Source organism: Aeromonas sp. 604443 (assembly GCF_049170315.1).
In the GTDB taxonomy this organism is placed as follows: Bacteria; Pseudomonadota; Gammaproteobacteria; order Enterobacterales; family Aeromonadaceae; genus Aeromonas; species Aeromonas veronii_A.
Window position 1 is genome coordinate 199,971 of record NZ_JAAKMI010000001.1, and the last position, 20,603, is coordinate 220,573.

The window sequence follows — 20,603 nt, forward strand, 5'->3', positions numbered from 1 at the left end:
GGCAGTTAGCGTCGCGCGAGCTTACTCGTCGCTGCTCTCCTGATAGCTGTCGCGCATTGCTTTGGGCAAGCGGCGCATTGGCGCAAAGCCGATATCCTCGCCCACCACTTCCCGCTTGCGGGACTTGTTTTGAGGAGACTGGGCGGGCTTCTTGGAGGCATCATCCTTGGCTTTGCCCTTGCCTGCGGCAGGTTTGCCTTTGGCATTGCTCTTGGCGTTGGCATGGCCGCGAGCCCGGGGCGGGTTCTGCACCGGCTTGCTGCCCGGCAGAGTCTGGCGACTCGGCTTGCCGCTTGGCTCATACCCTTCCAGGATCTCCACGGTCAGGGATTGGCCGATCAAGGCTTCGATAGCCTTGAGCTGACCCAGCTCGTCCTGGCTGACCAGCGAGATTGCCTCGCCGCCACGACCGGCGCGGCCGGTACGGCCGATACGGTGGATGTAATCCTCCGCCATCTGGGGCAGTTCGAAGTTGATCACGTAGGGCAGTTGATCGATATCCAGACCGCGGGCGGCGATATCGGTTGCCACCAATACCCGAACGTCGCCACTGCGAAAATCGGCCAGCGCCCGGTTGCGTGCTCCCTGGCTCTTGTCACCGTGGATCGCCACGGTATTGAGGCCATCTTTTTGCATCTGCTGGGCGAGGCGGTCGGCGATCTGCTTGGTGCGAACAAAGACCAGCACCCGCTGCCAGTTGCCACGGCCAATCATGTGGGAGAGCAGCTCGCGGCGGCGTTCCCGATCCACCTGAATGATGCGTTGGGTCACCTGCTCCGCGGCAGTATTGCTGGGGTCCACCTCGATCAGGGTGGGGTCGTTCAGCAGGTCATCGGCCAGCGCCTTGATGTCGTTTGAGAAGGTGGCAGAGAAGAGCAGGGTTTGCCGCTCTGCAGGCAGCGCCTTCATGATGCGGCGGATGTCGACGATAAAGCCCATGTCGAGCATGCGATCCGCTTCATCCAGTACCAACACTTCCAGTTGGCTCAGGGTCAGGGCGCCCTGGGTCAGCAGATCCAGCAGACGGCCCGGGGTGGCGACCAAAATGTCCACCCCCAGCTTGATGGCGTCCAGATTGGGCTTGATGCTGACACCGCCATAGGCGATCAGAGTCTTGAACGGCAGGTGGTGGGCATACTTTATGATGCTCTCGCCCACCTGTGCCGCCAGTTCGCGGGTCGGGGTGAGCACCAGGGCGCGCACCTGACGTCGGCCGCGGCCATGGTTGGCCAGCAGACGCTGCAACATCGGCAGGGTGAAACCGGCCGTTTTGCCTGTGCCTGTCTGTGCACCGCCGAGCACATCCTGACCAGCCAGAATAGCCGGAATGGCTTGCTGCTGGATGGGGGTTGGCTGTTCGTAACCCAGCTCCTTGACGGCCCGCAGGATGTGCGGGGACAGACCCAGTTCGTTGAATGACATGTTCGAGAGAAACTCCTGAGATGAGCCTTTGGCTCAACGGGTGGCCAGCGCGTTGGAGCCAGCCACGATATGGAAAAGATAGTGGGGCCGTAATATAGCAAAAGAGCGGCCGCTGCGCAGTAGCTGTTGTACCGGCCGCTCTTTTGTATCGCGAAAAGCAATCAGAGCAGGTCGCGGATGGGGGTGACCAGACTCTCCGGCTTGGTGGTGGGAGCAAAGCGGTCAACCACCTTGCCATCACGGTCGATCAGGAACTTGGTGAAGTTCCACTTGACGTTTTCGAGCCCCAGCAGCCCCGGTTTCTCTTTCTTGAGCCATTGATAGAGGGGGTGGGCCTGTTCACCGTTGACATCGCACTTGGCCATGATGGGGAAGCTGACCGGATAATCGAGAGAGCAGAAGCGAGCGATCTCGTCCGCATCCCCCGGCTCCTGATTGCCAAACTGGTTGCAGGGGAAGCCCAGGATCACCAACCCCTCTGGCCCCAGCTCGCGATAGAGGGCTTCCAGCCCCTCGTATTGAGGAGTAAAGCCACATCGGCTAGCCACATTGACCACCAGTACCACCTTGCCCGCCAGTTGAGTCAGCGGGTAGGGGCTTCCATCCAGTTGTTGCAAAATAAGGTCGGGCAGAGGCATAAGCAGATCCTTCTCGTGGTTATCCGTGGGGTGTCAGGTCGGTTGTGGCGATGAGCGCCGGCCTAACGACATGATGGTGATGTGGCTACGGTATCGGTTGGCTCTTTTAACGGCAAGGTGAGAGCAAGGATCCGTCCCCTTGATTGCAAGGGCCATCACAGTTTCGACAGCCAATACGCTCCTTGGCAGAGCGGGATCACAACTGTCGACAAAAACGCGGGGCGGCGGGCAGCAACTCGCGTATTGATGTTGGGACTTCTCAAGAGAAGCAAACCGGTTTGTGACTTTGCCGGTAAGTCGCTACAAAGCGCCCTCTTTCTACTCATTGTGAGCCAATCTTGGACTATCAAGCTGCCATGGATGCCATTTACACCCGGGGATGGGTGATAGTGGATGATTTTTTGACCGCCACCGAGGTGGATGCCCTCAAAGCCTGTTTGCCAAGCGAATGGCAACCGGCCGGGATCGGCCGTGACGCCCTGCACCAGGGCAATCCCGACATTCGCCGTGACCAGATCCACTGGCTGGAGCCCTCCCTCGGTGCGCCGGTGGCTGACTACCTCGCCCGGATGGAGTCCCTGCGTCTTGCCGCCAACCGGATGCTGATGCTGGGATTGTTCGACTACGAGGCCCACTTCGCCCGCTATCGCAGCGGGGATTTTTACGCCACCCATCGGGATGCCTTTGCCGGTCGCTCCAACCGCCGTCTTACCACCGTGTTTTACCTCAACAACGACTGGCTGCCCGAAGCGGGTGGAGTGCTGCGCATGTATGACGACAAGGAGCAGTTTCTGATGGATGTCAGCCCCAAGGGGGGGCGGCTGGTCATGTTTCTCTCCGAGGAGTTTCCCCACGAGGTACTGCCTGCCAATCGCGAGCGCTACAGTATTGCCGGCTGGTTTCGGGTCAATGGCAACGGCATGGGAAGGGTCGATCCCCCGCGCTGAGGGGCAATGTGTCCCGATTTTGACACAGGGGAGACTTTTCACTGCAAGAAGTGGGGTCATGGGTCTCCCATCAGCTGACAAGGGTTGATCTCCCTTGCTACACTGGCGCGCACTTATGTTCGTATCTGGCTTCGTCCGGTTTTTATGGTGGTTGGCTTATCAAATGGTCATGACGAGGCCGCTTTTCCCAAGGGATCACATCTAATGAAGAACATGCATGTCTTGCTGCTGTGCGGCGGCGGTGGCTCAGAGCACGAGGTTTCTCTGCGCAGCGCCAATTTCCTCGAGCAACAACTGGGCCTTCTGCCCGGTGTCGAAGTGACCCGCGTCGAGATGTTCGCCGATCGCTGGCTCAGTGCCGATGGCCGCGAGTGCAAGCTGGGGCTCGACAAGCTGCTTTCGTTTGACAGCGTGGCCCGTCCGGTGGATTACGTGGTGCCCTGCATCCACGGCTACCCGGGTGAGACCGGCGATCTGCAATCCTTCCTCGAGCTGGCCGGATTGCCTTATCTCGGTTGCGATGCCGAGGCGAGCAAGATCTGCTTCAACAAGATCAGCACCAAGCTGTGGCTCTCCGCTATCGGTATTCCCAACACCCCGTACCTGTTCCTGACCGAGCAAAATGAGGCGGCGCTCGCCGAGGCCAAAGCCGCGCTGGCCAAGTGGGGCAAGGTCTTTATCAAGGCCGCTTCCCAGGGCTCTTCCGTTGGCTGCTACTCCGCTAGCAACGAAGCGGATCTGGTAAAAGGTATTGCCGATGCCTTCGGTTACTCCGAACAGGTACTGATCGAGAAAGCGGTCAAGCCGCGCGAGCTGGAAGTAGCGGTTTACCAGTACGGTGACGAGCTGGTGGCGACTTATCCGGGCGAGATCTGCGTGCCGCAGGACAAGTTCTACACCTATGAAGAGAAGTACAGCAGCGCCAGCCATACCGAGACGGCACTGCGTGCCGAGGGGCTGACCGAGGCGCAGGCCGATGCGATCCACGAGTATGCCCTCAAGGCGTTCCGTCAGCTGAAACTGACCCATCTCTCGCGCATCGACTTCTTCCTGACCGAGGAGGGGGAGATCCTGCTGAATGAAATCAACACCTTCCCGGGCATGACCTCCATCTCCATGTTCCCGAAACTGCTGGAGCATCACGGTCACCGCTTCGCCGACTACCTTGAGCAGATCCTGCGCAAGGCCAGCTAAGTGCGCGCTCCCGCTCGCGGGATGAAGCAGGGCCCAATAAAAATCCCCGCCAATTGGCGGGGATTTTTTTATGCCGTTATCAAGCGTGGCAGGCCAGCTTGAAGGGATAAGCAGGCGGGGAGGGGATGACTCTTCCCCGCCTGTTGCTAGCTGTGGGTGTTACCGGCGGTTAGTCGCGAGCCACCCGAAAGCGCACGCTGCGGGAGTGGCAGGGCGCCAGCTCGCCAAACTCGCCAGCAGCCAGCTCAAGGGGCAGGGGCTGCTCGTCCATCCGCACCGCTTGCCAGTCGCTCAAGGTGTGCTGGCTGGTCACTTTGCCACCCTCCTGCACCGCCTGTTCGCTCGGGTTGTAGACCCGGATCACCAGCGCCTCTTCATCCTCGGCTTTCTTCAGGGCACTCAGCACCGGACCGGAGGGATCCATGGAGAGCAGACTGAAGTGGAGCGGGGTGGTGAAGCTCGCCTTGTTGAGCTTCATGGCATCGAACGGGATCTTGTTGTAGCAGCGAACCGGGGTGAGGTAGCGGCGCGCCGCCTGCATCACGTTGGCGCTGATGTGATCGCCGGCAAACGCCAGCAGGCTGAAACGGCAGCTGAGTTTGCCACGCACCTGGGAGTCCGGGGTGGGCAGCTTGATGCCGGAGGGGCGACCCGGGCGCAGCAGCAGCTCCTCTTTACCGAGTACGCCGACCCCGCGCAGCAGGGTGAGTGCCAGGGTGTCGCACTGCTCACCGATCACTTCAAACTCGCGCAGACCGTCGCTCAGCACCGCCAGTCCCTGCTTGCCATCTTGCAGGGCGACGAAGTTCATCAGCTGCCAGACCGGAATGGGCGCCTCTTTCCACCCTTCCGTTTCCCAGTTCGCCATGGCGCTGTCGCGGGTGGGGCGGGTGATGCAGCCAAACTGGTTGTCAGAGACCACGGTGTCGCTCGGGAAGCGGGTGGGGATCAGCACTCGCACCCGATGATCATCGGCCTGATTGTCGAGCTCCAGCTCGATATCGATACGCGGGCTCTGGTGCGCCAGCGTAATGCGGCAGATGACATCGAGGTGGCCGCTGCACTGGCGGTTGGCACGCTCGGCGAGGTTGGCAGGCAAGGCCATACGCAGTTTGAGCGTAGCGATGCTCTGCCACGCCTGATGGGTGACCTCGCGAGTCACCGCAAACTCGGTGGAGTAGCGCAGCCACTCGTCCCGCGATGGTGAGTAGTCATACTCGTCACCATCATCGGAGCCCTCTTCCAGCGTGAGCACCTGATCAAAGGTGGTGCCGCGCAGCTTGTCCAGGATCTGCAAGGTGCCGTTGTCGTTGAGGGCGATGCGGTAAAAATCGTTCTCCAGCAGCTCGCCGCTGGCCGTCACCGGTTGCTCCACTCCCGGCTGATTGCCTTCGATATGGAGAGTGCAGTAGCCCATGGCAGGCAGCGGATGGCAGAGCTGGATGTCGTACTCCATAAAGGGGTCGTAGTTGCCGTAGTGCACGATCTGCCTGTCCACCAGTCCCGGGTCAATCTCGCGCTTGGCGCGGATGAAGTAGGGGACCGGCTGGCCCGCTTCATCGCGCAGGGCAAAGGATTGGGCACGAATGCGGATGCTGGTGTTGATCACCTCCTGACGGGGGAAGGGCATCAGGTTGAACAGGCAGAGCTTGTCGGCTACCTGCACGCCGTCTTCGCACAGCGCCACCGGCATGTTGTCGACAATCTTGCGCATGTAGAAGCGGATCAGGTTCTCGGCCATGTCGTCGGCCAGAATGAAGCGGGTCATCACCTCCTGATGCACCTTGTCGCTGCAGCAGCAGCCGATGCTGTCGTGGGCGTGGTTCTTCATGATCTCCTTCCACATCTTCTCAAGCAGCCCGTGGTGGTACTCGAAGCCGAGCGCCCAGGCGATGCTCGCCAGCGGCTCGAGGATGTTGACGATCTTGTTCTCGATGGCGGCGTGGGCCAGCTTGATGTCCATCCGGGTGGAGGAGATGGTGCGATGTACCCGCATGTATTTGCCGTCGTTGAACTCCCCTTTGAGGGTGGCCAGTTGGTCGCGGCACGCCTCAATGCGCTCGAAGACCTGCTCGAAGCGGCTCATGTGGAATTCACGCTGGGGGTAGATCTCCCGCAGCTTGTCGATAATGGCGAAGATGTTCTGTTGCAGCGGCATCTGGTCGTGGCCGTTGGGCAGCAGGATATCCTTGGTCACCGAGGCCTTCTCCAGCACCTCAAAGTAGGATTCGAGCCGCTTGCGCAGGCCCGCTTCATCTTCCGGCAGGTACTTGCCGATGGCGTAGCCGAGCGGCAGCACCTGGGCGGTCACCTCGCTGCCATCGTTGCTCTGCCAGAGGAACTCGGTCTTGTCGGTGCCGTGACGCTCGGAGCAGCCGCGCCAGAACATGGCACGGTCAATCCCGAAGCCGTTGAAGATGTGGGGTAGCTGGGAGGACATGCCGAACGAGTCGGGCAGGTAACCGATCTTCATCGGCTCGCCAAGGCTGAGGCAGTCGCGCATCCCGTAGAGCAGGTTGCGCAGGATGGACTCGCCGCTCACCTGCATGGTGTCGGTCTGGGTGTACCAGGGGCCGATGATGAGCTTGCCCGCTTCCACCAGCGCCTTCACCCGGGCCTTGTTCTCGGGCTGGATGGCGAAGTAATCCTCCAGCACCGCGGTCTGGCCGTCCAGCACATAGAACTTGTAGTCGGGGTCGGATTCAAGCCGCGCCAGGATCTCCGCCATGTTATTGACCAGCAGGATGCGGGACTCCTCGGTGGTGAAGTACCACTCCCGATCCCAGTGCATGTGTGGCGTGATGTGAACTCGTGAAACTGTCATGACAATGATCCTTTGCTGACGCACGGCGGCCCTTGCCTGCCGTGCGGAAAAATAGTCTGTTGAAAAAACGGTGGTGAAGATGAGCCTTACTCTGCGGCGACCACCTGATAGGTGCCGCGCTGCATGGCGTGACGGCGCCAGCCGATCAGCACCACAGTGGAGATAAGGGTGCCCACCAGCGCTGCACCGAGCCAGACGGCGGCAGCCATCAGGGCACCGTGGCCGCCATCGTGGAGCAGAAAGAGGGAGAAGATGCCGGCACCCGGGGTGGAGAGACCAATCCCCATGGCACCCACCATGGCGCCAGTGACCACCGAGCCTGCGAGGAAGGAGCCGATCACCCGGATTGGATCTTCGATGGCCATCGGAATGGCGCCCTCGGTGATCCCCGCCAGCCCCAGTAGCCAGGTGGACTTGCCGGTCTCGATCTCGAAGGTCTGGAACAGGCGCGGCGCCAGCAGGGTGGAGGCGGTGACGGTAAAGGCCGAGACCATCTTGACTGCGCCGAAGATGGCGTAGGGGCCGTAGACCCCGTTGGCCATGGCGCCGAGGCAGAAGGCGTAGGCCGCCTTGTTGACCGGACCACCCAGGTCAAACGAGCACATAAAGCCGAGCAGGGCGCCCAGTACCAGCGCGTTGGTGCCGGAGAGGCCGTTGAGCCACTCGGTGAGGCTGTTGTTGAGCCAGGCTACCGGCTGGCCGATGACAAACAGCATCAGGCTGCCCGCCACCAGGGTGCCGATCACCGGATAGAGGTAAAAGGTGAGAAAGCCGTTGAAGTTGGGGCTGAGGCGCACATGCTGCTTGACCCAGCGCATCAGGTAACCGGCGATCAGGCCACCGACCACGCCACCGAGGAAACCGGAGCCAATCATGTTGGCGGCCAGTCCCGCCGCAAAGCCCGGGCCCAGCGCCGGTTTGTCTGCCAGCGAATAGGCGGTATAGGCCGCCAGCACCGGCACCATCAGGGTGCCCAGCATGCCGCCGCCCAGCTTGCGATACATCCAGAGCCAAGAGTTCTCGGTATCAAACAGATGTTGCAGGCCGAAGATCTGGGCCAGCAGCACAGAGACGGCGAGCACGGTACCGCCCGCCACGATCAGCGGCACGGCAAAGGAGATACCGCTCAGCAGCGCCTGCTTGAGCTCGGTCTTGAGGCCCACCTTCTTGCCGGTTGGCGCGTCGCTCTGGTTGGGGTTGGGGTTGGGGTTGGGCGTCGGTGCGGTGCGACCGGCCTTGGCCGCTTCCAGCGCATCATTGAGGATCCGCTCGGCATGGCGGATGGGCTCGGCCACCGGCGTCTCGATCCGGGGGATACCGGCAAAACGCTCCTGCTCCTTGATGGCCACCTCGGCGGCGAAGATGCAGGCCACCGCAGCATCGAGTGATTCTTGCGGCAGGCGATCCTCGATGCCGTTGGCACCCTGCTTTTCGACCAGTACCCGAATGCCCAGCTTGCGCCCCGCCTTTTCCAGATACTCGGCAGCCATATAGGTGTGGGCGATCCCCGCCGGGCAGGCGGTGACACAGACCACTGTAGGTTGATTTGTATTTGATTTATCTTCTTTTTCTGGTTGCTTGCCACTATCCCCCTCACCATCAAGCAGTACCATCAGTTGCTCGGCACTTTGAGCCGCCAGCACCGCCTCGCGGGTATCGTCATCCACCAGGGCAGTGGTGAGGGTGGTGAGCAGTTGCATGTGGGTGGAGCCCGCCTGATCGGTCGGGATCGCCAGCATGAAGATCAGGTTGACCGGCTCGGGGCCGTCGATCCCCTCCCAGCCCAGCTCCTCGCTCAGGGTCGCGACGGCAAAGGCTGCTTCACGCACCGCATCGCACTTGCCGTGGGGTACCGCAAGCCCTTCGCCAAGGGCGGTGGGGCCCTGCGCCTCGCGGGCCATGACCGCAGCCAGAAAGGCGGCCTTGTCGTGCAGCTTGCCGGCCTGATCGAGCCGATCAGCCAGGGCATGAATGGCCGCATCCCGATCGGCAAACCGGGTTTGCAGCGTGATGAGATGGGGGCCGGTAAGACTGGTCAGATTCATGATGATCCTCTGTCAGGTTGGCTTGCCAGCAAGCCGTCATGGTGAAAGTGACAGCGATGCTAACAAACCGGCCGACTGATTTTTGTGAGTGGTATCATACAATTTCTTATTTGTATTGTTTTTGTATTGTCAGTTCAAGGTGATTTGTTAGGTCAAATGAGGCCGAGCCGTTTTGTCTGCCGGGTAACTGGGGTAGAATGACGCCTCTTCCATTTATCATGGCGCAGAGCCGACGAGGTGGCCTTTCGTGTCGAAAAAACCCATGTATCGCCAGATAGCCGACACCATCCAGCAGTGGATTGCGCAAGGGGAGCTGGCCCCCGGCGATGCCCTGCCCACCGAAGCCGAGCTGCGCGAGCAGTTCGGGGTGAGCCGGGTGACGGTGCGTCAGGCCCTCAAGCAGCTGACCGAACTCAACGTCATCGAGAGCATTCAGGGCAGCGGCAGCTATGTGCGGCAGGAGAAGGTGAACTACGACATCTATCAGCTCACCAGCCTCTATGAGAAGGTGACCGATCCGGCGGCCGAGACCCACAGCGACATTCTCGCCTTCGAGGTGATCAAGGCGAGCAGCGAGCTGGCCGAGCGGCTCAATCTGCTGGAAGGGGCGCTGGTCTATTACGTCAAGCGAGTGCGCTTTATTCGCCAGATCGCGGTAACGCTGGAGGAGACCTGGATGCCGCTCGCTCTCTTCCCCGATCTCAGCTATGCGGTGATGCAGGGCTCCAAGTACCACTACATCGAAGAGGTCAAGCAGCTGGTGATTGACCGCAGCGAGCAGGAGATCATTCCGGTGCTCCCCTCGGAGCAGGTGGTGGAGGCGCTCGGTATCGACCCCGCCAAGCCCATTATCGAGAAGGTCTCCCGTGGCTTCTTGCAAGATGGCACTGTGTTCGAGTTCAGTCGCAACTTCTTCAAGAGCGATGATTACAAGTTCACCCTGGTCGCTCGCCGCGCCAAGGGGTGAGCAGGCGCAAGCACCCGAGATTAAAAAGGCCACCACCGTGTTTGCGGTGGTGGCCTTTGTTTTTGGCTGATTGCCGGGCTGAATAGCAGATTGGCGGGTGGTTTGATGCGGCCGATCTACTGCTCGGCGTCTTTGATAACTTCCTCGACCCGTACCTGCAGGCTCCCTTGCGCCAGTGTGGTGATGAGCTGGTCGCCACGGTTGACCTGATCGGCGCGGCTGATGACCTCACCACGCGCAGTGCGGGTGATGGAGTAGCCGCGACCCAGAGTAGCGAGCGGGCTCACCCCGTCGAGGCGGGCGGTGAGCATGGCGAGGCGGTGGCTCGCCAGATCCTGGCGTTTGGCAATCAGGGCATAGAGCCGCTCCTCGGCCAGCTGGTGGCGGCGCTTGCCAGCTGCCAAGAGGCGCTCCGGACTCTTGCCCTGCAGGCGCAGTTCTAGATTGGTGAGGCGTCGCTCACCCTGATGCAGCCGCTGGCGTAATAGCTGTTGCAAACGGGTGGATAGTTCGTCGAGGCGCTGGGATTGCTGCTCCAGCCGCCGCTTCGGATCCTGATGGTCGAGCCGCTTTTGCAGCAGGATGAAATCGTGGCGGGCGGCGGTCTGCTGGCGGCTCATCGCCTGCAGCAGCCGCTGCTTGAGGTGAACCAGACGCTGGGCACGGGCGCTCTGATCCGGCGCAACCAGCTCGGCGGCAGCCGACGGGGTAGGGGCACGCAAGTCGGCGGCAAAGTCGCTGATGGTGACATCCACCTCGTGGCCCACCGCGCTCACCACAGGGATGGCTGAGTGGGCAATGGCACGCGCCACCGCCTCTTCGTTAAAGCACCAGAGATCTTCAAGCGACCCGCCACCACGGCCAACGATCAGTACATCCACCTCGGCGCGCTGGTTCGCTTTGGCGATCGCCGCGACGATCTGGCTGATGGCAGCGCTGCCTTGTACCTGAGTCGGGTAGATAAAGACCGGCAGATCCGGCGCACGCCGCTTGAGCACGGTGAGCATATCGTGCAAAGCCGCGCCGGTGGCGGAGGTGATAAGGCCCACCGCCCGCGGTTCGCGGGGCAGCGGCCGCTTGCGACTCTCGTCAAACAACCCTTCGGCGCCGAGGCGGCGCTTGAGCTCTTCAAAGCGCAGCGCCAGCACGCCGTCGCCTGCCGGCTGCATTGATTCGATGATCAGCTGGTAGTCGCCGCGCGGCTCATAGAGGGAGACCCGCGCCTGCACCAGCACCTGCATGCCATCCTGCGGGCGAAACGCCACCCGCCGGTTGTTGCCCTTGAACATGGCGCAGCGCACCTGCGCCGACATGTCCTTGAGCGAGAAATACCAGTGGCCGGAGCTTGGCATCGCCAGATTGGAGAGCTCGCCGGTCAGCCACACCAGCCCCAGATCCTGCTCCAGGATCATGCGCACGGCGCTGTTGAGGCGGGTGACGGTAAAGACCTGCTGTTGCCTGTTTTGGCCGGATTCGTTGCGATAGTTCAAGGCGGTTCCTGCGCACGGTTCCTCGCCAGCGAAGGCGGAGGAGAGAAACAATGTCGCCATCTTACCCCACTTCACCTCGTCCGCCGAGTCAATGGATCAGGTTGGTCACTCCTCCCTGCAAATCGGTGTTGCATGGAAATGAAAGCGCTATCAATCACATACAGCCAATAGCGAAGTCGATGGTGGTCACATTTTGCGCGCATTCGCCATGAATTGGTTATGGGGAACTCTAGACTGATCGGGCTCATCCGAAGGCGGGACGTTGCGGATGGGGGAATGCCGGGGCACACCGGCATCACACACAAAACAATGAAAATAAAGGACTATCAATGGCTAGATGGATACTCGCGGCCGGATTGTTGGGAACCCTGATCACGGCGCCGACGTCGGCGGCGGAGTGGTTCTTCCGGGGCACCGCGAATGGATGGGCGGCGACCGCAATGACGTCGACGGACGGCGTCAATTTTGATACCTGCCAGCGCTTCGTGAGCGGGGATGCCAGCGGCGGCCCGCGCTTTAAGATAGACAGGTACGGCAACTGGCAGCAGAGCTACCCGGCGGCCGACTACGGGGTCAATGCCAACACGGCGTACCAGATCCGCATCAACGCCAGCACTCAGGCGGTGAGCGCGACGGCGGTGGCCAGTTGCGAGGCCTCGGGGTTTGCCAGCACCTTGCCGCAGCTCAACGTACGCGGCACCTTCAACGGCTGGGCCAGCCTCCCCATGACTCTGGTAGGGGATCACCTGTGGCAGGTGGAAGCCTACATGGATGGCAAGGCGAGCCAGCGCCTCAAGTTTGATCAGGCTGGCGACTGGGCCGTCAACTTTGGCGACAGCAACGGCGACGGCGTGCTTGAGAAAAGTGGCGGCGACATCTTCTGGAGCGCCGTGGGTACGGTGCGCATCCAGGTCAACGACCAGACCCTGGTCTACAGCATCACCCCCCTTGGGGATGACAACCAGCCGCCGCTCGCGGTCATCACCCCGGGGGGCACGGTGAATGTGACCCAGGGAGCGTCACTGACCTTGAGCGGCAGCGACTCTACGGATCCCGACGGCCAGATCACGAGCTATCTGTGGAGCAGCGGCGAGACCACGGAGAGCATCGTCGTCAGCACCACCCAGACCGGCACCTTCACCTATGGCCTCACGGTCACCGACGATCAGGGCGCCAAGGGCAGCAGCAGCGTGAGCGTGGTGGTCGGGGCAGGACAGAGCAGCGACAGCTGGTACTTCCGGGGCACGACCAACAACTGGGGACTCACCCCCATGACCAGCGAGGATGGCACCACCTTCTGCACCGAGCAGGCCTTTGGCAGCAACAACCCCCGCTTCAAGATTGATCACAAGGGGGATTGGACCGAGGCGTATCCGGCCCAGGATTACCTGGTCAGCGCCAACACCCGCTATCGCATCTGCTTTGACAGCCTTCGCAAGGCCATCGAGGTGGAGACGCTGGCCGGGGCCGATCTGCAGGCCCCCACGGTGACGGTCACCCCGGCCCCGGGGAGTTATCTGGACAACCAGTCCATCACCCTGGGGGTGAGCGACGATCAGGACAGCGCTCCCGCCGTGCATTTCACCACGGACGGCAGCCAGCCCACCATAGCGTCGGCCCGCTATGCAGGCCAGCCCCTGGTGGCGAGCGACAAGGGGAGCGGCACCGATCTGGTGATCCGCACCCTTGCCATTGACGCCAGCGGCAATCAGCGCGAGCAGCGCTTCGAGTACCGTATCGGCGAGCAGGGGATGGCGAGCGGCGATTTTCGTGCCGAGAGCATCTACTTCCTGCTGACCGCCCGCTTCTATGATGGCGATGCCAGCAACAACTACCATAACCGGGATCGCTACAAGGCGGGGGATCCCCATTGGCGCGGCGACTTCAAGGGCTTGATCGCCAAGCTCGACTACATCAAGGATCTCGGCTTCACCGCCATCTGGGTGACGCCACCGGTGGAGAACCGCTCCGGCCTAGACTACCACGGCTACCACGCCTACGACTTCTACCGGGTCGATCCCCGTCTGGAGTCGCCGGGGGCGGGTTACCGGGAGTTCATCCAGGCGGCCCACGCCAAGGGGCTCAAGGTGATCCAGGATGTGGTGCTCAACCACTCGAGCCAGTACGGCCTGCGCGGCAAGACCTGGATCGATCGCCTGCCCGTCAAATACTACGTACCGGCGGGGTCGAGCCAGGGGCTCATCAACAACGGCCCCTATCAGGGCAACCTCGGGGACTACGCTAGCGCCAACCGCTGTGACGACGACAACCCGGTGGCTCCCGACTGGTACAAGGCCCGCTGCCAGTCCGATCCGGCGGGCACCCAGCCTCTGGTGGACCCCAAGACAGGCGCCACCGTGCCGAGTGCTGGCTACAACCCCAACCGCTTCTTCGGCATCGACGCCCAGACCCTGGATCCCGCCTGGTATCACCTGGACGGTTTCATGTCAGGCGGTGACTGGGAGAGCCCGCTCGCCCTGCAGCGCAAACACATGGCGGGGGATTGCATCGATCTCGCCACCGGCAACCAGAACGTCAAGGACTACCTCAACGGCGCCATCCGCCAGTACCTCGACATGGGGGTTGACGCCATTCGCATCGATACCTTGAAGCACATCGAGCGGGACGAGCTGCTGACCTATGTCCACGACTGGCAGGCCCACAAGCCGGGGTTGTTCGTCTTTGGCGAGAACCTGGTCAAGGGCACCGGCTGGGGCTCTGAGCTGGCCAACGACAATGCCTCGGCGGTGATCCGTCCCTGGTGGTATACCCGCACCACGCCGAACCCGGCGGATCCCCGGGCAGGGGGCGATTCCGGCCTCTCTGTGCTGGACTTCTCCCTCTTCTCCACCTTCCGTGACAACGTCACCCGGGGGAGCTTTGGCGGGGTGGGCGGGATCTTTGCCATGGACTGGGTCTATGGGGATGCCACCAAGCTCATCACCTTCTTCCAGAACCATGACGTGGGGCCGGACAACGACTTCAAGTACCGCTACGGCGGGGAAGAGGGCAATGCGGCCATGACCTACAACCTGCTCTGGACGGCACGGGGCATCCCGACCCTCTACTACGGGGAGGAGGTGATGTTCCAGGCGGGCAAGCCTCAGGATATCGACGGGGCCACCATGACGGTGGATCAGACTGGTCGTGCCTACTACGGGGAGGTGCTGGACAACCCGGCCACTCCGAGCCACCCGCTCTACCAGCACATCAAGCGCCTGAACCAGATCCGCAAGGCGGTGCCAGCCCTGCAGAAGGCGCCCATGAGCCAGGTGAACGAGTGGGGCAGCGGCATCAGCTTCGTGCGTGACCTGAGCGCTCAAGGCAGCTACGCTGCCGTGGGCCTCGCGGCCAGTTCGGCCCAGCAAATAAACCTGAGTGGCCTGAAGAACGGCACCTATACGGATGCGGTGACCGGCGCGAGTCAGAACGTCAGCAACGGCAGTCTGAGCTTTGCGGTGCCCGCCTATTCGGCACGGGTCTGGGTACTGAACGGCCCGGGCAAGGTGGGCGTTGACGGTAAATATCTCAAATAAGGAAAGCCTGTCACAGTGTGCAGCGAGTCGGCCTTGGGGCCGACTTTTTTATGCCGCATATCAAGGGATCGAGGGAGATGGACCAGACGGGGAAGGCAATAAGCAGTAGCGTCGACATCGCTTGGGAGCAAGCGGCATCCGAGGGTGGCTTGCTCTGTTATGGTGCTTTCGCCCCAAAGTGGTGCGCATCATCGACATTGGCAGCAGGAACCCACCTTGGAGAAATATGCTGTATCCACCCTATGCCCCTCCTGTGACGAGTATGATTCATGCTGCTATGTGGCACTATATCAACATGATCCACTTAATAACGGGCTTTAAAAGGGGAGATGGCGAGCTGCCTTCAGTGTGGCTGGTCAAACATGCTGATGCAGCCTGATGTTTGTCCCATGAATGGGTGTGTTGCTCCTGTCATAGGCAGAATGTCGGAATTTAAATTTGATTTTTCAGTCTATCCTGGATGCTTGTGTTGATTGGCGCTTTTTTTGCTGAGTCTTGTGATGTCGGCAGGGGGACCGGCAGGGGAAATGGCCAGGGCGCCCGAGTATGCCGACCCCTTCGGCCCAGTGACTGGTGCCCTGATGTCACAGCAAACATGGAGAGGAGTCATATGGAGAGTGAAATGACCATGTCGCCCGTGCCGGCGACCAAAGCCCTGGCCCACACCCTCAAGGACGATGTTTATGGCATGGTGCTCGGGGTCATGTTTATCGCGGTCGGTCTCAACCTGCTCAAGTGTTCCGGCATGATCACCGGTGGCATCGCGGGCATCGCCCTGCTGCTCGCCCATGTCAGCAGTTTGCCCATCGGGGTTCTGTTCTTCATGGTCAACATGCCCTTCATGGTGTTTTGTTACTTCACCATGGGGCGCGCCTTTACCATCAAGACGCTGATCGTCAACGTTACCCTCTCGGCGGCCACCCAGGCGGTACCGCTGCTGCTGACGGTGAGCTATGTCCACCCACTGTTTGCCGCCTTGGTAGGGGGGACCTTTCTCGGCATGGGGGTGTTGTCTCTGGCGCGCCACAATGCCTCCGTAGGTGGCACCGGGGTGGTAACGCTCTGGCTGCAACGGCGCGTTGGCATCAACGCGGGAAAGAGCCAGATGGTGCTTGATGTGCTGGTGTTTGCACTCTCCCTGCTCACCTTGCCACTGCCCTTGCTGCTCTGGTCCACCCTGAGTGCGCTGGCGATGAACGCCATGCTGATGAATTGGCACAAGCCAGGTCGCTATCAGGGAAACTGAACACCCGGCTGCACATAATTGGATCATTGAAAATGCTGTTCCGGGAGGTTGGAGGGAGAAAGGGGCTCAACGACAAAAAAGATCATCTTGTCGTGAAAAAAGGCATGATTACAGCTGAATTTATTAGTTTTTTGCGCCGTTGGCCGCCTAAAAGAGGGCTATGCCATAAAAAATTCAAAAAACTTCTTTACCAGTGACCAATGCGTGAGTAAACTTCGTCGGCAATATTTTACACCCCCACTTCCTCAACGGTGAGATATTGCCATGCTCAGGATTGCCAAAGAAGCGTTAACCTTCGACGATGTACTGTTGGTTCCCGCCCACTCCGAAGTTCTTCCCAATACTGCCGATCTGCGTACCAAGCTGACCTCCGCCATCAGCTTGAACATCCCGATGATCTCCGCTGCAATGGACACAGTGACCGAAGCCCGTCTGGCTATCGCACTGGCCCAGGAAGGCGGTATCGGCTTTATCCACAAGAACATGTCCATCGAGCAGCAGGCTGCCGAAGTGCGCAAGGTCAAGAAGTACGAGAGCGGCGTGGTCACTGACCCCGTCACCGTGCGCCCTGACATGACCATCGCCCAAATCAAGGAGCTGAGCCACAAGAATGGCTTCGCCGGTTACCCCGTGGTGACTGACGGCAATCAGCTGGTCGGTATCATCACCGGCCGTGACGTGCGCTTCGTGATTGACCTCTCCCAGACCGTTGAACAGATCATGACCCAGAAAGATCGTCTGGTCACCGTGCGTGAAGGGGCCCCTCGTGAAGAGGTGGTTGCCCTGATGCAAAAGCACCGTATCGAAAAAGTGCTGGTGGTGAACGCCGACTTCAAACTCAAGGGCATGATCACCGTTAAAGATTTCCAGAAAGCCGAGCGCAAGCCGCACGCCTGTAAAGATGACAAGGGTCGTCTACGGGTCGGTGCTGCGGTTGGTGCCGGTGCCGGTAACGAAGAGCGCGTCGCTGCGCTGGTGGAAGCCGGTGTTGACGTGCTGCTGATCGACTCCTCCCACGGCCACTCCCAGGGGGTGCTGGATCGCATCAAAGCCACCCGCGAAGCCTATCCGGATCTGCAGATCATCGGTGGCAACGTCGCGACCGCCGCTGGCGCCAAGGCACTGGTTGCTGCTGGCGTCAATGCCGTCAAAGTCGGTATCGGCCCGGGCTCCATCTGTACTACCCGTATCGTGACCGGCGTAGGCGTGCCCCAGATCACTGCCATCTCCGACGCCGTTGATGCGCTGGAAGGCACCGGTGTACCGGTTATCGCCGACGGCGGCATCCGCTTCTCCGGCGACATCGCCAAGGCCATCGCCGCGGGCGCCAGCTGCGTCATGGTCGGCTCCATGTTCGCCGGTACTGAAGAAGCGCCGGGCGAGATCGAGCTCTATCAGGGTCGCTCCTTCAAATCCTACCGTGGTATGGGTTCCCTGGGCGCCATGTCCAAAGGCTCCAGCGACCGCTACTTCCAGACCGACAACGCCGCCGACAAGCTGGTGCCGGAAGGCATCGAAGGCCGCGTGCCGTACAAGGGTCGCCTCAAAGAGATCATCCACCAGCAGATGGGCGGCCTGCGCTCCTCCATGGGCCTGACCGGCAGCGCCACCATCGACGACATGCGCACCAAAGCTGAGTTCGTGCGCATCTCCGGCGCCGGGATGAAAGAGTCCCACGTCCACGATGTGACCATTACCAAAGAAGCCCCCAACTATCGGATGGGCTGATAAAACGGGGCCCTGCGCCCCGTTTTTCCACCCTTTTTTTATCCCGTGCCCTTTGTGACAACATCAGCCTGATGCAGGAATAAAATGACTAAAGACATTCACCAGCACCGTATCCTTATCCTCGACTTCGGTTCCCAGTACACCCAGCTGATCGCCCGCCGCGTGCGCGAAATCGGCGTTTACTGCGAACTGTGGGCCTGGGATGTAACCGAAGAGCAGATCCGCGAATTCAATCCGAGCGGCATCATCCTCTCCGGCGGCCCCGAGTCCGTCACCGAAGCGGGCAGCCCGCGCGCCCCCGAGTATGTGTTCAACGCCGGTGTCCCTGTGTTCGGTATCTGCTACGGCATGCAGACCATGGCCGAGCAGCTGGGTGGCAAGGTGCAATCCTCCACCGAGCGTGAATTCGGTTACGCCAAGGTGGAAGTGCTGGGCGAAGCTGGCAAGAGTAGTGCGCTGCTGCGCAACATCGAAGATGCCATCGCCGACAACGGCAATGCCCTGCTGGATGTCTGGATGAGCCACGGTGACAAGGTCACCACCATTCCGGCCGACTTCACCACCATCGCCAAGACCCCGACCTGCCCGCACGCGGCCATGGCGTGTGAGGCCAAGCGCTTCTACGGCGTGCAGTTCCACCCGGAAGTGACCCACACCCGTCAGGGTGCCCGCATGCTGGAGCACTTCGTCAAAGATATCTGCGGCTGCGAATGCCTCTGGACCCCGGCCACCATCATCGACGACGCCGTCGCCCGCATCCGCGAGCAGGTGGGTGACGATGAAGTGATCCTCGGCCTCTCCGGTGGTGTCGACTCCTCCGTGGTTGCCATGCTGGTGCACCGCGCCATCGGCGATCGCCTGACCTGTGTCTTCGTGGACAACGGCCTGCTGCGCCTGAACGAAGGCACCCAGGTGATGGAGATGTTTGGCGATCACTTTGGTCTGAACATCATCAAGGTTGAAGCGGAAGAGCGCTTCCTCTCTGCCCTGGCCGGTGTTGACGAGCCGGAAGCCAAGCGCAAGATCATCGGCCGCGTCTTCGTCGAAGTGTTCGACGACGAAGCGAAAAAGCTGAAAAACGCCAAGTGGCTGGCACAAGGCACCATCTATCCGGACGTTATCGAATCCGCTGCCAGCAAGACCGGCAAGGCCCACGTCATCAAGTCTCACCACAACGTCGGCGGCCTGCCGGAAGAGATGAAAATGGGTCTGGTCGAGCCGCTGCGCGAGCTGTTCAAAGACGAAGTGCGCCGCGTTGGCCTCGAACTGGGTCTGCCCTACGACATGCTCTACCGTCACCCCTTCCCGGGTCCGGGTCTGGGCGTGCGCGTCCTTGGCGAAGTGAAGAAAGAGTACTGCGATATTCTGCGCCGCGCCGATGCGGTCTTTATCGAAGAGCTGCGTAAAGCTGACCTCTACAACCAGGTCAGCCAGGCGTTCGCTGTGTTCCTACCGGTGCGCTCCGTTGGCGTCATGGGCGATGGTCGTAAATATGACTGGGTCATTGCCCTGCGCGCCGTCGAAACCATCGACTTTATGACCGCCCACTGGGCTCACCTGCCGTACGACTTCCTCGGTCACGTATCGAACCGCATCATCAACGAGATCAACGGTATCTCCCGCGTGGTGTACGACGTCTCCGGCAAGCCGCCTGCAACCATCGAATGGGAATAAGTGGCTCGCGCCCTTCTGCCCTTCAAGCATAAAAATGCAAAAAGACGCCCTTGAGGCGTCTTTTCTTTTCTCAATCGTTTGCGCCACACATCTTCTTTTTCGAGCAGCTTTTTCGCCACCTTGCCCCTGTCATATGTGACAGGGGCATTTTTGCCATCCCGCACTAGGCTCTCTCATGCCAATTGAGCCCGCTGTCAACAGCGGCTTGTGGCTGGGGGGAGGGCTTATCCAGTTGCAGATAGCTGCGCAAACGGGCCCATCGTCATCGCGCCAACCGGCAGTGATGACACCCCGGTGGAGACCGGAAACCACTTGAATCAACGGGGCGCAGCCCGATCGGCCAAACGCGTCGGGATCATAGAGCACGGAGAGTTTGATATGTCAGAACAAGCAGTGTTGGTGGGTGGATGGACCGCATATCACAAGCTGACCGCCGAGGATCAGGCGGTATTTGATCAGGCGCTGAAAGGATTTGTCGGGGTGCAGTACGTACCCTTTGAAGTCTCCACTCAAGTGGTGGCTGGCACCAACTACCGCTTCAAGTGCAAGAGCACTGTGCCGCTTGCCAAACCGATCCATGGCGAAGCCGTGGTGCAGATCTTCAAATCACTGGACGGGGATGCCCATATCACCTCCATTACCCCGATCTGATTGTGTTGCGGGGCAAGACGGGGAGGGTAATAGCTTCCAACCTGTTTGCTCCAAATCCTGTAATAAGAAAGACGCCTTAGGGCGTCTTTCTTATTGCTGGAGTTTGCACGTAAATTTTGTTCGGACAACGAAACAGTGGAGAAATGAAACTCATACGATTGTTGACGTGGGTAGATATTTTTGTTCGAAATGCAATCACCTCCCGATATAGGTCACACCATTTTCTGTACAAGTAGATAAT

General features: G+C 60.6%; 13 protein-coding genes. 8 read left to right on the top strand and 5 right to left on the bottom strand.

Annotated elements, in window-relative coordinates; genetic code table 11:
* Positions 1-21: 21 nt before the first annotated feature.
* On the bottom strand, positions 22-1,422 hold the full coding sequence (locus G5380_RS00860) for a DEAD/DEAH box helicase (RefSeq protein WP_266133891.1): 1,401 nt from the start codon (positions 1,420-1,422) through the stop codon (positions 22-24).
* A 161-nt stretch (positions 1,423-1,583) separates the two neighbouring features.
* Positions 1,584-2,060 (bottom strand): glutathione peroxidase, encoded by a 477-nt coding sequence (locus tag G5380_RS00865; RefSeq protein WP_040066373.1) that lies wholly within the window; start codon positions 2,058-2,060, stop codon positions 1,584-1,586.
* Positions 2,061-2,398: 338 nt separating this feature from the next.
* Here G5380_RS00865 and G5380_RS00870 point away from each other — a divergent pair, with 338 nt between their 5' ends.
* Together G5380_RS00870 and G5380_RS00875 are read left to right on the top strand one after the other, a co-directional pair.
* Positions 2,399-3,007, top strand: coding sequence for a 2OG-Fe(II) oxygenase (locus tag G5380_RS00870; protein WP_040066372.1), 609 nt, complete (start codon positions 2,399-2,401; stop codon positions 3,005-3,007).
* Positions 3,008-3,211: 204 nt separating this feature from the next.
* Positions 3,212-4,201: a D-alanine--D-alanine ligase gene (locus G5380_RS00875; protein ID WP_040066371.1), complete on the top strand. Its 990-nt coding sequence runs from the start codon at positions 3,212-3,214 to the stop codon at positions 4,199-4,201.
* Positions 4,202-4,370: 169 nt separating this feature from the next.
* Here G5380_RS00875 and mngB read toward each other — a convergent pair whose 3' ends face one another.
* A complete protein-coding gene (gene mngB, locus G5380_RS00880) occupies positions 4,371-7,025 on the bottom strand; it encodes a mannosylglycerate hydrolase (RefSeq protein WP_421352213.1) in 2,655 nt (884 codons plus the stop codon).
* Positions 7,026-7,111: 86 nt separating this feature from the next.
* On the bottom strand, positions 7,112-9,070 hold the full coding sequence (mngA, locus tag G5380_RS00885; RefSeq protein WP_421352214.1) for a PTS 2-O-a-mannosyl-D-glycerate transporter subunit IIABC: 1,959 nt from the start codon (positions 9,068-9,070) through the stop codon (positions 7,112-7,114).
* Between the two features lie 247 nt (positions 9,071-9,317).
* Here mngA and G5380_RS00890 point away from each other — a divergent pair, with 247 nt between their 5' ends.
* Positions 9,318-10,037 carry a GntR family transcriptional regulator gene (locus G5380_RS00890; protein ID WP_115523204.1) on the top strand — a complete coding sequence of 240 codons (720 nt, stop codon included), beginning with the start codon at positions 9,318-9,320 and terminating at the stop codon, positions 10,035-10,037.
* A gap of 116 nt (positions 10,038-10,153) precedes the next feature.
* Here G5380_RS00890 and xseA read toward each other — a convergent pair whose 3' ends face one another.
* Entirely contained in the window at positions 10,154-11,527 is a 1,374-nt protein-coding gene (gene xseA / locus G5380_RS00895; protein WP_421352377.1) for an exodeoxyribonuclease VII large subunit, read from the bottom strand.
* Positions 11,528-11,856: 329 nt separating this feature from the next.
* On the opposite strand from xseA, the gene G5380_RS00900 reads away from it, so the two are divergent.
* From G5380_RS00900 to G5380_RS00920, 5 genes are all read left to right on the top strand, one after another.
* Positions 11,857-15,063: an alpha-amylase family glycosyl hydrolase gene (locus G5380_RS00900; RefSeq protein WP_421352215.1), complete on the top strand. Its 3,207-nt coding sequence runs from the start codon at positions 11,857-11,859 to the stop codon at positions 15,061-15,063.
* 622 nt (positions 15,064-15,685) lie between these two features.
* A complete protein-coding gene (locus G5380_RS00905; protein ID WP_100654792.1) occupies positions 15,686-16,309 on the top strand; it encodes a YitT family protein in 624 nt (207 codons plus the stop codon).
* A gap of 264 nt (positions 16,310-16,573) precedes the next feature.
* The gene (gene guaB / locus G5380_RS00910; RefSeq protein ID WP_041207517.1) at positions 16,574-18,037 is read left to right on the top strand and encodes an IMP dehydrogenase; all 1,464 of its coding nucleotides are present in this window, start codon (positions 16,574-16,576) and stop codon (positions 18,035-18,037) included.
* Positions 18,038-18,121: 84 nt separating this feature from the next.
* On the top strand, positions 18,122-19,711 hold the full coding sequence (gene guaA, locus G5380_RS00915) for a glutamine-hydrolyzing GMP synthase (RefSeq protein ID WP_421297074.1): 1,590 nt from the start codon (positions 18,122-18,124) through the stop codon (positions 19,709-19,711).
* Positions 19,712-20,089: 378 nt separating this feature from the next.
* Positions 20,090-20,362, top strand: coding sequence for a hypothetical protein (locus G5380_RS00920; RefSeq protein ID WP_005337011.1), 273 nt, complete (start codon positions 20,090-20,092; stop codon positions 20,360-20,362).
* Positions 20,363-20,603 lie beyond the last annotated feature (241 nt).